The organism is Paenibacillus sp. UMB7766-LJ446 (assembly GCF_030226665.1).
Lineage (GTDB): Bacteria > Bacillota > Bacilli > Paenibacillales > Paenibacillaceae > Paenibacillus > Paenibacillus vandeheii.
Window position 1 is genome coordinate 52,976 of sequence record NZ_JASOYM010000014.1, and the last position, 14,323, is coordinate 67,298.

The 14,323-nt window shown below is 49.9% G+C and carries 18 protein-coding genes and 2 tRNA genes; 18 read left to right on the forward strand and 2 right to left on the reverse strand.

Features of this window, described 5'->3' with window-relative positions; genetic code table 11:
- Nucleotides 1-2: 2 nt before the first annotated feature.
- Together QP794_RS27055 and QP794_RS27060 are read left to right on the forward strand one after the other, a co-directional pair.
- Nucleotides 3-254, forward strand: a complete 252-nt coding sequence (locus tag QP794_RS27055; protein ID WP_285079831.1) for a hypothetical protein — start codon at nucleotides 3-5, stop codon at nucleotides 252-254.
- Nucleotides 255-268: 14 nt separating this feature from the next.
- Complete coding sequence (locus QP794_RS27060; RefSeq protein WP_285079832.1) at nucleotides 269-970, forward strand: hypothetical protein; 702 nt, start codon at nucleotides 269-271, stop codon at nucleotides 968-970.
- Nucleotides 971-1,042: 72 nt separating this feature from the next.
- On the opposite strand, the gene QP794_RS27065 is transcribed toward QP794_RS27060, so the two are convergent.
- Nucleotides 1,043-1,285: a hypothetical protein gene (locus QP794_RS27065; protein ID WP_285079833.1), complete on the reverse strand. Its 243-nt coding sequence runs from the start codon at nucleotides 1,283-1,285 to the stop codon at nucleotides 1,043-1,045.
- 167 nt (nucleotides 1,286-1,452) lie between these two features.
- Here QP794_RS27065 and QP794_RS27070 point away from each other — a divergent pair, with 167 nt between their 5' ends.
- The 10 genes from QP794_RS27070 (at nucleotide 1,453) to QP794_RS27115 (ending at nucleotide 7,512) form a co-directional block, all read left to right on the forward strand.
- Nucleotides 1,453-3,720 carry an AAA family ATPase gene (locus QP794_RS27070; RefSeq protein ID WP_285079834.1) on the forward strand — a complete coding sequence of 756 codons (2,268 nt, stop codon included), beginning with the start codon at nucleotides 1,453-1,455 and terminating at the stop codon, nucleotides 3,718-3,720.
- A 347-nt stretch (nucleotides 3,721-4,067) separates the two neighbouring features.
- Nucleotides 4,068-4,340, forward strand: a complete 273-nt coding sequence (locus QP794_RS27075) for a hypothetical protein (protein ID WP_285079835.1) — start codon at nucleotides 4,068-4,070, stop codon at nucleotides 4,338-4,340.
- Nucleotides 4,330-4,728 carry a RusA family crossover junction endodeoxyribonuclease gene (locus QP794_RS27080; protein WP_285079836.1) on the forward strand — a complete coding sequence of 133 codons (399 nt, stop codon included), beginning with the start codon at nucleotides 4,330-4,332 and terminating at the stop codon, nucleotides 4,726-4,728. Before QP794_RS27075 ends, QP794_RS27080 begins: the two co-directional genes overlap by 11 nt.
- Nucleotides 4,729-4,731: 3 nt before the next feature.
- A complete protein-coding gene (locus QP794_RS27085) occupies nucleotides 4,732-4,956 on the forward strand; it encodes a hypothetical protein (protein ID WP_285079837.1) in 225 nt (74 codons plus the stop codon).
- A 123-nt stretch (nucleotides 4,957-5,079) separates the two neighbouring features.
- Nucleotides 5,080-5,919, forward strand: coding sequence for a hypothetical protein (locus tag QP794_RS27090; protein WP_285079838.1), 840 nt, complete (start codon nucleotides 5,080-5,082; stop codon nucleotides 5,917-5,919).
- A gap of 3 nt (nucleotides 5,920-5,922) precedes the next feature.
- Nucleotides 5,923-6,534, forward strand: a complete 612-nt coding sequence (locus QP794_RS27095) for an RNA polymerase subunit sigma-24 (RefSeq protein ID WP_285079839.1) — start codon at nucleotides 5,923-5,925, stop codon at nucleotides 6,532-6,534.
- Between the two features lie 134 nt (nucleotides 6,535-6,668).
- Nucleotides 6,669-6,754: transfer RNA gene (locus tag QP794_RS27100), tRNA-OTHER, on the forward strand.
- Nucleotides 6,755-6,761: 7 nt separating this feature from the next.
- A tRNA-Pro gene (locus tag QP794_RS27105) sits at nucleotides 6,762-6,837 on the forward strand.
- A 71-nt stretch (nucleotides 6,838-6,908) separates the two neighbouring features.
- Entirely contained in the window at nucleotides 6,909-7,265 is a 357-nt protein-coding gene (locus tag QP794_RS27110; RefSeq protein ID WP_285079840.1) for an Acb2/Tad1 domain-containing protein, read from the forward strand.
- 31 nt (nucleotides 7,266-7,296) lie between these two features.
- Nucleotides 7,297-7,512: a hypothetical protein gene (locus QP794_RS27115; RefSeq protein WP_285079841.1), complete on the forward strand. Its 216-nt coding sequence runs from the start codon at nucleotides 7,297-7,299 to the stop codon at nucleotides 7,510-7,512.
- A 39-nt stretch (nucleotides 7,513-7,551) separates the two neighbouring features.
- Here QP794_RS27115 and QP794_RS27120 read toward each other — a convergent pair whose 3' ends face one another.
- Nucleotides 7,552-7,818 carry a hypothetical protein gene (locus tag QP794_RS27120; protein WP_285079842.1) on the reverse strand — a complete coding sequence of 89 codons (267 nt, stop codon included), beginning with the start codon at nucleotides 7,816-7,818 and terminating at the stop codon, nucleotides 7,552-7,554.
- 336 nt (nucleotides 7,819-8,154) lie between these two features.
- Here QP794_RS27120 and QP794_RS27125 point away from each other — a divergent pair, with 336 nt between their 5' ends.
- The 6 genes from QP794_RS27125 (at nucleotide 8,155) to QP794_RS27150 (ending at nucleotide 14,298) form a co-directional block, all read left to right on the forward strand.
- Nucleotides 8,155-8,874, forward strand: coding sequence for a terminase small subunit (locus tag QP794_RS27125; protein WP_285079843.1), 720 nt, complete (start codon nucleotides 8,155-8,157; stop codon nucleotides 8,872-8,874).
- Nucleotides 8,867-10,321, forward strand: coding sequence for a terminase large subunit domain-containing protein (locus QP794_RS27130; RefSeq protein ID WP_285079844.1), 1,455 nt, complete (start codon nucleotides 8,867-8,869; stop codon nucleotides 10,319-10,321). The genes QP794_RS27125 and QP794_RS27130 overlap by 8 nt, the downstream gene beginning before the upstream one ends.
- A gap of 222 nt (nucleotides 10,322-10,543) precedes the next feature.
- Entirely contained in the window at nucleotides 10,544-10,765 is a 222-nt protein-coding gene (locus tag QP794_RS27135; protein WP_285079845.1) for a hypothetical protein, read from the forward strand.
- On the forward strand, nucleotides 10,762-12,837 hold the full coding sequence (locus QP794_RS27140; RefSeq protein WP_285079846.1) for a portal protein: 2,076 nt from the start codon (nucleotides 10,762-10,764) through the stop codon (nucleotides 12,835-12,837). Before QP794_RS27135 ends, QP794_RS27140 begins: the two co-directional genes overlap by 4 nt.
- Nucleotides 12,838-12,895: 58 nt before the next feature.
- The gene (locus tag QP794_RS27145; RefSeq protein ID WP_285079847.1) at nucleotides 12,896-13,864 is read left to right on the forward strand and encodes a hypothetical protein; all 969 of its coding nucleotides are present in this window, start codon (nucleotides 12,896-12,898) and stop codon (nucleotides 13,862-13,864) included.
- A gap of 14 nt (nucleotides 13,865-13,878) precedes the next feature.
- A complete protein-coding gene (locus QP794_RS27150; protein WP_285079848.1) occupies nucleotides 13,879-14,298 on the forward strand; it encodes a hypothetical protein in 420 nt (139 codons plus the stop codon).
- The last annotated feature ends 25 nt before the right edge of the window (nucleotides 14,299-14,323 follow it).

A 14,323-nucleotide genomic window follows, 5' to 3' on the forward strand; every position in this document is an offset into this window, starting at 1 on the left:
CAATGATGCAGGACTATAAGGGCATTCGATTAGAACTGATTAATCGGAAATATGAGGGGCGTGCTGCTAAGCGTTATACGCTTGGTGGCACGAATCAGAATGTGTGGATTCCCAATAAACATCTCGAAGTGAATGGGAAGATCAAGGAAGGCGAGAACATTGATTATGTTTTCCGCAAGGCACAGCGGCAGCTTGAACTAGCAGGTTACACAGGGCCGATTGTGGGCATCAAACGTCGTTCAAATAACCAATAAGGGAGCAAACATATATGAGCTGGGTACGCATGAACATTTTTAACGATCAATTATCAGGCGAATTGGAAATGGATCAGTTAGGGGCAGGTGATATTTCTGCAGTTGTTGCTGGATTTTTCGGAGCATTCGGGCTGAAGGAGAGCAAGCGAGAATCAACTGCACCTGTAGTAACCGTTGCTCCTTACTACAACCATTCTTCGCCGTCTGTACCTTCTGCACCCTTATCACAATCTCAACAACTTTTTTCAGAGTTACCGGCTAAAGTGATGGCCAGCACGATTGAAGGTAAGCAGGCTGTGAAGGAGATCTTGAAAGATGCTGTGAAGGAGAATGCAAAGAGGGTCACAAAGCCCGCTATGATCAACTCGGATCGCACTATGTCAACGTCACTTGGTGAAAAGCTGGCCGAAGCCTATCAGAAGATCGATCCCGATTCTCTGAACGCGATCTCCAACTCCACTGAGACGAACGAGCAGGTAGAGGACTATATGGTGACTGGGATCAAGCACAAGGACGGCGTAGCTCACTACAAGTGCCGGTACTGGTGCAAGAATCCAAAATGCCGGGGTAAAGGCAATCATTACATTCTTCCTGAGGAGAAGACAGTTGAATGCTACGATTGCGGATCCGTTCATGAGGTGCGCGAAGCTGTTCACGCTCAGCCGCTACAACGAGATGACTGGGGCAATTTCTTCGTAGCTGATCACTTGTCATAATTAAGGCTTTGGACACAGTCACGAAATGTAAAAACCCTCTAAATCTAGAGGGTTAGATTACACACTTTGAGATTACTTGATGCCTGCCCAAGCAGCTAGTCTAGGGTAGAGCCTTCTCATAGTAGAGTCACTCCCGCCGCCATTACCGATAGAATTTTTATAATTGAGAATTCCGGATGAAATATCTTGCAATTGGCGTTTGGTGTATCTCTCCATGGAGTTAGGGACAACAAATTTTTGATTGTGAGACATTCCTACTGCCTGTCTAAGAATTCGATCTGCAGCATTTTTCATTACACCATTTGTTTTTAACATGTAATGCCCTCCCTGTATTAGATAGGTACAGTGATATTGTATCAAAATGCATTTTTGTAAAATTAAGAGCCTTGGGAATCGTCACTGACGAATCCGAGGATGGATTTTTGCTCAAAAGCCGTGTCAAGCGCTTTTTTCTAATAATTCTCAAAAATTTGGAGGCAACTATGGAGCACAAACTGGATCTTAGGACATTGCTTGACCACGTTGATCCGTCGTTCTTGGATTACCAGGAATGGGTCAACGTTGGGATGGCATTGAAATATGAAGGTTATACGGCCAGTGATTGGGATGATTGGAGCAAGCGGGACAGCGGCCGGTACCGTCCCGGGGAGTGCTTCAAAAAGTGGACTTCCTTTGAAGGATCCGGCATCCCTGTTACTGGTGCAACGATTACACAGATGGCCAAGGATAACGGCTGGGTACCACGCTCTGCAGGTCGGGAGGATCGGGAGCTCGGCTGGGATGATGAAATTGCAGGCGGGGATTATGTGGTCGTGGACAAGAACTGGATCGAAGGTAAGGAGATCCACGAACCAACCGTATGGAATCCGATTCAGCAACTCACCACATACCTGCAGACGCTGTTCGAAGCATCGGAGAACGTGGGCTATGTAACGGACACGTGGCAGAACGAAGAAGGCAAGTATCTACCCACCAAAGGGGCGTACGATCGGACTGCAGGTGAGCTGATCCAACTGTTACACCAAGATAAAGACGGTGATATTAGATCCGTGTTTGGTGATTACGATTCAGCTGCAGGCGCGTGGATCCGATTCAATCCGTTGGATGGTAAAGGTGTCAAGAACGACAATGTAACTGAGTTCAGATATGCACTGGTTGAAAGTGACACGATGGATATTGAGAAGCAGAATGCCATTATGCGGGAGCTGGAGTTGCCAATCGCTGTGATGGTCTACAGTGGAGGGAAGAGTGTTCACGCTATCGTGAAAGTGGATGCTGCCAATTACGACGAATACCGCAAACGCGTGGATTACCTATACAACGTTTGTAAGAAAAACGGCCTAAATATCGATAAGCAGAATCGGAATCCTTCCAGGCTTTCTCGAATGCCAGGCGTTGAACGTAACGGAAAAAAACAGTTCATTGTGGATACCAACATTGGCCGCGCAAGCTGGGCAGAGTGGCATGAATGGATCGAGGGTGTGAACGACGATCTTCCGGATCCGGAGAGTCTGACGGATTACTGGAATAACATGCCGGTTCTGGCTCCACCTTTGATTCATGGTTTACTTCGTCAGGGTCACAAGATGCTTATGGCCGGGCCATCCAAAGCAGGTAAGTCCTTCGCGTTGATCGAGCTTAGTATTGCGATAGCCGAGGGAGATAAGTGGTTAGGCTGGCAGTGTACCAAAGGAAAGGTTCTTTACGTCAACCTGGAGCTGGACAGAGCAAGTGGGCTGCATCGATTCAAGGATGTGTACCAGGCTCTCGGTCTGCAGCCGAATAATCTCGGCAATATCGATATATGGAACCTTCGGGGTAAGACGGTACCAATGGACAAGCTGGCTCCTAAATTGATTCGTCGTTCTGCAAAGAAGAATTATATTGCCGTTATCATCGATCCGATCTATAAGGTTCTGACAGGTGACGAGAACAGCGCGGATCAGATGGCGCACTTTACAAACCAGTTCGACAAAGTTGCTACTGAGCTGGGCGCAAGCGTGATCTATTGTCACCATCACTCTAAAGGTTCACAAGGTGGCAAGAAGTCGATGGACAGGGCTTCAGGCAGCGGCGTATTTGCTCGGGATCCGGATGCATTGATTGACTTGGTTGAACTGGACGTTCCGGAAGCTCTCCGCAATCAGGAAGAGAACAAGGCGATCTGTGCGATGTACAAGGGACTATTCATGCAACACAACCCTGGGTACCTGCAGGAACACGTTTCCCAGGACGATGAGCTGAGCGCTAAGGCTATGGAGGATCACGCGAAGCGGGCTATCCCGCAGGTTATGACAAACATTAAGCCTCAGATTGATCGTGTTATAGAAGCTGTACATGGGCGTTCAGCCTGGCGCGTGGAGGGTACACTTCGGGAGTATGCCAAGTTCAAGGCAGTAAATATGTGGTTCCAGTATCCGGTGCACCGCATCGATGAAGTGGGCAGCCTTCAGGACATTGATCCAGATGGAGATAGCGGTGGTAGTCAGCCTGCTTGGAAGAAGGCAGCGGATAAGCGCAAGGGTAAGGCTAAAGAGGAACGCCGAAGTAAAGCAGATGAGTTTGAGGACGCGGTGAACAACTGTAATTTCGGAGAACCGCCTACGATTATGGATATCCTTTCTTGGTACGGTTCGACAGGAAAAGAGGTTGCCGAACGAACCGTCAGAGATTGGGTGAAGAAATTTGGCTACGAGATTGACCGTTCTATTGGCTACCGAATTGTCAAAAAAGAGGATGCTGCAGATTAAAAATTGTTGCGGGGCGACCATAAAAATCATGGTGGTTGCAATCCGCGAAAAGTTGCGGGGACACCATAAATTTATGATTGCCGCAACTTGCGGGCACCATGGTCACCGCAACCCCGCAATTCTGCAAAATAGTTGCGGGGAATGCCCCCTATATATACGCGCGATTATATTACGCGATATAACGCGCGCCCGTAGTAGTATGTTTAAGACTTAAATCATGATTATGTAAGTCTATAAGACTGGGGAGGGAATGTACGTAATGGGGGAGGGAGTGTCCGCTTTCGCTCCCTCCTCCCCTGTAACATTCCATCCCCCTTAAAGTCTTCCGCGCGAGAGGAGAAAAAAAGATGTCAAAAAAATACGACAACAAATATTGGGAAAACGAAACCCCTGAAACGATAGAGTATGGCAACGGGAATTTTATGCGGTGCTATGACCAAGCCGGCAAATTGCAGTTCGGAACCAAATTCAAAAATAAGACGACAGGCGAGGAAGTGTTTCAGGTAAAGTTTGTTCTGGATCGGGAAGCTCTGTTCTCGGATGACGAGGCTGCCAGTTATCTGCGCGGTACGATTAACGATTGGGAAGAGCTGATGGAGAATAAGTGCGATGGTGACTGAATTCTTCATGCCGATGAAGTCACCGCCGACGACAACGCACCAACAGAAGCAAGTGGCCTGTGTGAACGGTGCTCCAGTATTCTACGAGCCACCAGAACTGAAGGCTGCTAGAGCGAAACTGATGGCACACCTTGGGCAGCATGTTCCGGAAAGGAAGTACACCGGGGCTGTGAGGCTTATGGTCAAGTGGTGTTTCCCGATCAAGGGCAAGCATCAGAACGGTGAGTGGAAAGCGACCAAACCAGATACGGACAATCTCCAGAAACTCCTGAAGGACTGTATGACGGATTGTGGCTACTGGAAAGATGATGCACTTGTTGCTTCGGAGATTGTGGAGAAGTTTTGGGCAAGCCTACCAGGAATTTACGTCAAGATCGAGGAGCTGTAGCCGATGGACTACCAGGGATTCTTTTGGGACATGTTCCTTTGGACGCAGAGTGTGAATGATGCAGCGAGACAGTTCGGTATGCAAAATCCTGACTTCTGGAAATGGGTTGCTGATTCTGCAGGGGCGATCTGCGCAAAGTACGATGATAACCGGCTGGCCGTAAAGCAGATGGTGATGATGATCGAGTGGCTGGAGGAAGTATACGAGAAACAGAGGCAGGCAGGTTGACCTGTCCGGAGTGCTGCAACGACATGAACGAGATTCAGACGGATCTGCATGTATGCATGAGTTGCGGCTTCAGGGCAGAGCAGATTGCTTTTGATATAGATCTACATGGAGAGGGTGAGCCTTTTGAGTAATTGGCACTATGGAATCCCTAAGCGTGAAAATGAATTACGAGCTGCTGTGAGTTCTCCTGTTGTTACGACTCAACTCTCGCCTGAAGAACTGGAGGAGATCCGGCGTAAGTATCCAGCAACGAAACGAGATAAAGCATTCAAGAAGCCAGTGGAGATTAAAACCAGACCCAAGGGGGACAACGATATGGCCAAACCTAAATTTAATCTAACAGAAGAACAGTTCAACGCTGAACGTGCTGCAGGGAAGACCGTTGGGCAAATTGCAGAGGAACAAGGCGTTTCCGAGGCAACGATCTATAATCACATCAGCAAGTGGACGGAAGCGCGGAAGCCAGCGCAGCAGAAGCTGCTTCGGGAGAAAGATGTGTCACCTGCAGCGGATCCGAAAGCGGAGCTGCTGGATAAAGCAGAGAAGGAGATTGAGCGGCTGACGACGGAAAATCAGCGCCTGGAGGAACGAATGACCCGATCGCATGTGGAAGCAACAAAAGCTTGGGCTGAGGTTGAACGGCTGCGTGATCAAAACGCTGAACGAGGTCGAGACGAGTACAAACTGATGTATGAGAAAAGCTATAAACTAAATCAGGATCAAACAGCTAAAATATCAGAACATCTGGCAACGATCAACTCATTACGAGAACATCGTGATAGTCTAATTGCTGAGAATAGCCGTCTGGTGGAGCGTAATGCCGATCTTTTGGATGCGCAGCTGAGTCAGCAGACGCCTGCGAGTGTGGTGCCAGATACTGAGGTGCAGCGTTTGGATTCAGCGATTCAGGATCTGACTCGTGCCCGTTGGATTCTTGGCCGTCTGTCTGCATCGGGGGAATAACCTATGACCAACACGAGAGAACAGCAGGTCATCGAGCAATTGAGCAAATACAAAGCGAAGCAGGCCCGTCTGCAGGCGCTTGGAACGTATAAGGTCGGCGGTGGAATCACGATCAGCCGGTTGTCCGAAGAGGACGAGCTGCAGCAGCTTCACCGCCGTTTGCGCGGACGTCCGAGCTACATGTACCTGTCCCAGAAGGAGCAGCAGTTGGAGACTATGGCACACACATATCTGGAACGCTACCCTGCAGGAACGAAGGCGCAGCTTGCAGAAGTGCCCCACGTCGGGTTGTACGAGGAAGATGATTCTCTACTGCAGCAACTACGAGATAAGATTAGCAAAGTGATCGATTCGCGGAGCGGGTGCAAGAGTGATCTGGACGATGTGCTGGAACGTCTGGCCGAGCTGCAGGATCTGCAGGCTGAGATTGAGCGAGTGGACCAGGTTATGAAGTTGCTGGAAGATTATAAGCCCGAGTATGCTGAGCTTTTAAAACAAGCGTTTGTCGAGGGTAAGTCCTGGACTGAAGTGGCAGAAGTCATGTGTCTGTCCAAAGACGGATACTACCGAATGCGAGGAAAAGCGCTTAGGGAGTTTGCGAAAATTGCAGTCTGAGAAAACTTTGCGAAAATAATGCGAACACTTTGAGAACACAACCCCGAAATCCCGTGTTATTATGCTACCATGGACAATTTATAAAAAGTCGCGTTGATGTACGGCGTTGCCTGCATGTGACGCGACTTTTCATCGCCGATATAGCTCAATAGGTAGAGCGCTGCGGGGCCCTGTCAAAACAGAGAGCAGAATGTTCCAGGTTCAAGTCCTGGTGTCGGCGCTAACGCACGGATGTAGAGAAGTTTGGCCGTTCTCGCCTCCCTTGGAAGGAGGAGACCGCAGGTTCAAATCCTGCCATTCGTATTTTCATAACCTTGCTTCACATTTACCGCTTCTTCGGAGGCGGTCATTTTATTTTTAGGGAGAGGATCCAGGTGGAAAAAGCCCGAATAATCAATGGTCTTGCAACAAGTAAATATACTGAGGTCTATCACGAGAAGGACTACAGCTTCAATGCACCTCATCACTTCGAGGTGCGATCTGTAGAGGGTAATGTGCTTGCAGAAGTGAACTTTCAGGAAGGTCCGATCAAAGAAGCCGGCATTAATGGCGTCATGAACGAGGATCTGATTTCGATGGTTATCGCCAGACTGAACGGATTCCAGAATAGCGATTTCCGTTGCCGTGAAAATGCCGTTGCCATTACGAAGCTGGAAGAGTCCCTGATGTGGCTGCGTAAGCGTACAGCGGATAGAGAAGCCCGCGGAGTAGAAGGCACCCATACCGTTTAGTATTCCAAACTGGATAAAAGGAGTGAGCATCTTGGCACATGCAAATATCGTGGACCACATCGGCAGTAAGGTGACGGTCTTCACGAAAGACGGAAACGCGGCTGAGAACCGGCAGTTGTACACCGTAGATGAGTTCGGGATTGTGATCTCGAATCAGCATGGCAACCAGACGTTTATTCCGTGGATCCAAGTGAAGTATGTGGATTACGTGGAAGAGCAAGAGACCCCGTATAGCGACGGAGTCTAAAGTTGAAGTACGTTTTAATAAAACTAGATAAAGCTAGAGCTACCCTAATGCCTGTTTAAGCCAGTCCCAAGCTTCTGTAGGGAGCCAGCCATAGTATTCAGAAGTAACCTTAATGACAAGGCAAAAGTCATTTTCATCAATATGAGAGCTAAGTCTATTGTAGAGCTCAGTTGGTGTAAGTTCAGTAGAAATTAACCAAGTTGAATCTAAGTAATGACAATATCCAAAGGATTTCAAAACCTCGTAGAGACCGTTGTAATCCTTATCTGATTTATTCAAATCATAGCTCACTAAGAGTACAGACATCTGGAAACACCTCCTTTCGTCCTAGTTCTTTCGACACCAAAAGAGGGAAATCCTTCCTATACGTCGAAATACGACATAGGAGAGGAGGTGTTACATACGATGCATAAAAGAGTGCATGTACAAATGTTTGGTAGCAGTAACAGAAGCGACGTTGAGTTTGCGGTTAATAAATTTCTCGGAACTTTGAAGGCTGAGCAGGTCAGAGACGTTAAACTATCTACCTCCCCGAGCTCTCATGAGGTATTGGTTATCTACGAGAAATAAGTAGCAAGAAGAGAGAGAGCACCCGTCGTGGTGCTTTTTCTTTAACCAAAATACATAAAGGAGCTGATCGCGATGGCATTGACGGCCAAGCAACAACACTTTGTAAAAGAATACCTGATTGACCTCAATGCCACGCAGGCAGCGATCAGAGCAGGATATAGCCCCAAAACGGCTGAACAGCAGGCCAGTAGATTGTTAAGTAATGTTAAGGTTCAGGCAGCGATTCAAAAAGCTATGGATAAGAGAGCAGCCAAGGTTGAGGTTACAGCCGATATGGTGCTTCGACGCTGGTGGGATTTGGCCACTGCAGATCCGAACGAGCTCATTCATTTGAGGCGTTTGGCTTGCCGGCACTGCCATGGGATCGGCCACCAGTACCAATGGGTCGATGCGGCTGAATATGCCCAGGCGGTAGAGGATGCGATTAACGATGCAGAGGCTAAAGCAGAAGAACTGGATAAGCCGTTACAAGAGATCCTGCCGAGTGAAGCTGGGGGATATGGCTTTGATCGCCTGGCGGATCCACATCCATTCTGTCCTCAGTGCCGCGGCGAGGGTCGTCCGGATCTGCACATTGAGGACACCCGTAAGCTTCAGGGCGGCGCTAAGCTGTTGTACTCAGGCATTAAGCAGACGAAGGCAGGGCTTGAAATCGTGATGCATGATCAGGCGAAGGCGCTGGAGAACGTGGCCCGGCACCTGGGTATGTTCAAGGATAAGGTGGAGCTGACGGGTCAAGATGGCGGCGCGCTGCAGGTGATCTTTGATAAGGGGATGACTAAAGATGACTAAGGTCGTTATCCCCTACAAGCCGCAACCGAGACAGCAGGTCTACCACCAGACCGAAGCAGACGAGATCCTATACGGTGGAGCTGCTGGTGGCGGTAAGTCAGAGGCGACGATCTGGGACGCACTGAAATACGCCATGCAGTATGCAGGCAGCCGTCAGATCATATTCCGTCGTACGTTCCCCGACCTGAAGCGTTCCATCATTGCCAGGACGTTGCAGGTTTATCCGAAGGAGCTAGGTAAGTACAACCAATCCAAGTATGAGTGGTCTTTCATCAACGGATCTGTTATTGAGCTGGCCTATTGGGACAATGAATCCAACTATACGAACTACCAGGGTGCAGAGTATGACGTAATCCGGTGGGAGGAGTTAACCCAGTTCGAGGAAAAATGGTATCTGTACATGTTATCCCGGCTTCGGGGTAGTAAGCCATTTCCCCGTTCAGTGAAGAGTACAACAAATCCAGGCGGGGTAGGCCATACCTGGGTGAAAAAGCGTTTCGTCTCCATTGGTCCAGCAGAGACCATACAACACGTTACTGAGACTGACGACGAGGGCAATACGTTGTACTGGCCAGAAGGGACACCTCAGGCGGGGGAACCTATTATTCTTAGCCGTATTTTCATTCCCGCTAACGTCCACGACAATCAGGCCCTGGTCCAATCGGATCCGGGCTATTTGGCGCGTTTGTTGTCACTTCCAGACATTGAGCGGAAGCAGCTGCTTGAAGGGGATTGGGATGTATTCGCCGGTCAGTACTTCAGTGAGTTCAGCCGAGCCGTCCACGTCGTGGATCCGTTCGAGATCCCACGGGAATGGAAGAAGTACCGGGCACTGGATGAGGGCTACACTGATCCATTCGTTTGTCTGTGGATTGCGCTGGCACCTGACGGTACCGGATACCTCTATCGTGAGCTGGCTCAGACCAAGCTCTTAACCAGTGAGCAGGTGGAGATCACCAAGCTGAATAGCCCAGTAAGAGAGCGGTATGAGTACAACGTGGCCGACACCTCATTCTGGAACAAGTCCAAGACGGAGAACATCACGCCTGCAGAGATCTTCGCGCAGAAGGACGTTCCACTGATCCAGGCTAAGAAGGAACGCGTCAATGGTTGGAAGCGACTGCGTGAGTGGCTGCACGTGACGGATGAAGTGGACTGGGTGAACGGTAATCTATATAAATCAGCTAAGCTCAAGATATTCAGTACGTGCGTAAAAGCCATCGAAGCTATTCCAGCGATGATGCACGATCCGCACAAGGTGGAGGACGTGGCAGCTCACGCGCTGGATCATATACCGGATGCGCTGCGCTATTGGGTGATGAGTCAACCGACTGCAGCAAAAGGTGAGAAGCCGTGGGGAGCCAATCCGGAATCGCTGCCAGGCAAGCGGGAGGACTTCGACGATGATGAGGACGATGATCAGCCAGAGGTCGAGGGCTTTTGGTAATTTCTTATGCATTATTTATGCAGTACTTGTGTATCAAATCCGGGCTTTTGTGCAATAGTCTGAAACCTCAAACCCTTGGTACATCAGGGGCGATAGGGTATTCAGTCCGAAACGTTTATGCATCGTTTATGCAAGAGCCAGTAAACCCGCATGGTTACAGTATTTTACATTTTGTACCAGCGTTGATTTTATACAGTCATTATGCAGACAGGAGAATGAGAAATGGAAATTGTATTCGCCGTTATTAATGTTGTTGTGGTTGGCTTCTTGGTGCTCCAGCTGCGTGAACAGGACAAGGCCATCAAGGACCTGACGAATCGACTAGTGGCCCGTAATCACAGCGAGTATCTGTCGACACGGACTGAGTACGAACGCCCCCCTAACGATGATCCGCCTAAGCGGATGAGTTGGTATGACGATCCGGTGGAAGGTGATGACGAATGAGTATACTCGACAAGGTGAAAGGGATCTTCAGCGGGGAGGATGCTTCCGACTCCACAAATCCCAATACGCCTGAACAGCAGCGGATCTGGGAAGTGGTTAACGAGGACTACCAGGTGTTTAAAGCAGCCAGGCAGCCGGTGGAGGAACACTGGCGGAAGGAACAGCGCTTCTACATGGGGGATCACTGGCACGGTCTACGTACCGATGCAGCTTCCAAGCGCAGACCTGATTCCGTGGACAATATTGTATTCTCGCAGTTGGAGTCGATTGTTGGTAAGCTGGCAGGTTGGATGCCCTATCCGGATTTCAGTGCACCTGAGCCAGGGGATGAAACCAAGGCTCGGGACTTGAACGACTTTATGCCGTATGAGCTGCGCAAGATCAAGTTCAAGCAGAAGCACATGCGAGCTGTACGTCGGATGGTCATTCATGGCCCACTGATCTATAAGACGATCTTTGACCCCACAGTGGAAGGTGGCCGCGGCTCGAACAAGTACACAGGGCGCAACGACATTCTTCCGGTGAACCTGGCTACCTTCTTTCCGGATCCTCGTGTGGATGACTTCATCTACCTGCAGGAGATGTCCGCTATTATCGTGCATACCCGGCAGCCGCTGGAGTATTTCAAGAAGCGATGGAAGAAGCAAGGGGCTAAGGTAAAACCGGATAACGGCTCGTCTGACATAGATGTGTTCGACGACTCCACAGAAAGCCGGAGCCACAGCACTGATAAGACGTCAGGACTGATCGAGTACTGGTACCGCGGCTTGCCGAAGATTATGACGCCAGAGGATAAAGAGCTGTTTAACGATTTAGCTGAGGACGCTCTGGCGCTTGGCAACGATCCATCCGAACTGATGGCGAAGGCCAAGGGGGATATGGATGGCGTGCACTGTATCTACGTCTCCACGTCAGGCGTCATGCTGGAACATAAGTCGTATGTATATGACCATGGCCAGTACCCATTCACGGCACGTACGCTTTATCCCGAGGAAGGTTCAGCCTGGGGTAAAGGGTTTGCCAGAGACATGATCAAGCCGCAGATCATGAAGAACAAGTTTGCTGAGATTGCCATCGAAACGTCAGCCAAGATGGGTGGTCCCGCTATTGCTTATGAAGAGGGGGCCATTACGAAGCCACGTACCTGGCAGGAACAACGGGGGCAGCCAGCAGCTATGCTTCCCGTAGCACCTGGCCGTCTGAACGACGTGAAGGAGCTGCAGGGTGTCAATGTGCCGGCAACCGTGTTCAACGGCTTGAACTACTATGACGAGATGTTGCAGAAGATCCCTGGCCAGTTTGACAGCTCAAACGGTCAAGCGAACAGTAAGGTGACCAGTGGTGAACAGGCTAAGGCTCTCATGGCTGCTGCAGGTACCCGCCTCAATACCGCATCCGACATGATCCAGGAAGCATTGGAAGAGGTGTTTGCTCAGTATGTGGAGCTGATCGCTCAGTTTTACACTACAGAGAGAATTGCTCGGGTCACTGGCCGTAACGTCTCTATCAGCCGGAATGCCGTCATTTCTCGCGTTCCAACACAATATGAAACCGGAAATACCCTGATAGATCCAGAGACCGGAGAAGAGCAATCAGAGGCGATTCCGGTGGATGAGGAGTTTGTTCCTGAGTTTGACATCCTGGTTAATATAAGCGTGGACAAACCACAGGACCGGGAATACTGGCTGCAGCTCATCTTTAACCTGATGAACCTGCGGGATCCGGTGACACAGCTTCCAATGGTGGATGCTGAGGCTGTCCGTTTCGTCATTCAGACAGGACGCATGGAGCCCATGGACGTCATCAAGAGACGGATTGAAGAGGCGTCAGGGATGCAGCAACAATTGCAGCAGGCTCAGCAACAGGCACAGGAGGCTCAAGCTCAGGTGCAGCAGCTCACCCAGGAGAATCAGTCCATGCAACAATCCATCCAGCAATTCAGTGGTGAGCAGATGGAGCGTGAACAACGGGACCGGGATTTTGAACAGGGACTGAAGCAACAGAAAATGAATTTGGAAGCTGCTAAGACTGCCAACCAATTGATGCAACCGCAACGACCAGGCCAAGGGTGAGAATCCTTTGGCCTATTTATCATGCCGCCAGCCATAGCGGATTAGGAGGATGCAAGCAATGAATATCAACTCAAGCGCCAGCCAAAGCGAAGAGGGACAAGAGCAAGAGCGTCATAGTGAAGAAGAGATCCAAGCGTATTACGAGGCTTTCGGTATCGAATATCCAGGTACAGATGAGCCAGGGGATAAGAACGAGGATCTGGATGAAGACCCAGATATCGATCCAGGAGACGAGGATCCCGCCATAGATCCAGCAACTGCTGCGGAGATCAAGGGGCTTCAGGTGAAGTACAACGGCCAGGAGACACTGGTGCCGGATGAAGAGGTTCGGAGCTATGTGGAGAAGGGCATGAATTACGACAAGATCAAGGGGCGTAATCAACAGTATGAATCTGCCCTGGATCGCCTTGCACAACAGCAGGGATATAAGGATCATGCCGAGTTACTGGATAACCTGGATCAGATTGAACAGGCTGCTGTTCAGAAGCGGAAAGATGACTTTGATGGTTTGGAACAGAGCCTGAGGGAAGATGCGATGAGTGCGGGGATCGATCCGGATGTACTGGATCAGTATTTGAAGCAGCACCCGCTTCTGCAGCAGGCCCAGGAGCTAATTCAGCAATCCGAGCAATCCCAAACGAATCGTCAGCAACAAGCGGAGCAACAGCAGCAAGTTGAGGCGTGGGAGTCGTTCTTCCGGAAGTATCCTGATTTGGCTAAAGAGGTTTCCGAGGACGGCACCTCAGCCCCCTGGCTTACGCAGGACATGCAGGCACGGATTCAGCGAGGCTATGACCCGGTTGACGCCTACGAGCTGGTTCACCGGGATAAGCTTTCCGCTCAGACCCGGAAGCAGGCCGAGCAGACGTTCATTAAGAACCAGCGGCTTAACAAGCGATCACAGGTGGAGACCAATCCACCAGGTAGCTTGGATCCGCAGGCACCGCGGGAGCTACGTGATGCGTTCTCCGCGTTCGGCCTGGATCCTAAGACGGCAGAGAAGTACGCTAAAAACTTTGAAAAATAGGGAGGTTGTGCACGATGGCACAAGGATTTAAGTACATTTACAACGATTACGGTAAGGATCCAACACGGATCACGTCCCAGTTGATGACGGATGGAGAGGCAGGCCTTGCCGGCGAAGCGATCAAGATTGTTGCAGGTAGGGTGACCAAAGCAGGAGCTACAGACCCCATTGCCGGATTTCTGACATCCAACGTTAAATCCGGAACCAATCAGGAGACTGAGTTCATCTTGGCTCGTGAGGGCGATTGGTATGAGGGACCTTACACAGGCACAGCTGCGGCTGGCTTTGTCACAGGGGCAAGTGCTATTGCTCTGGCTGCTGACGGGCTATCTGCCAATGCCGCTACGGTAACAGGTGGACCTCTTGCTGTATTTGAAATCAACACCAATAAAAAGACAGCTCGGTTCAAAGTCAAGAACCGCCAACTGTCCTAATTCAGAGAAGATAAGAGAGGGGATT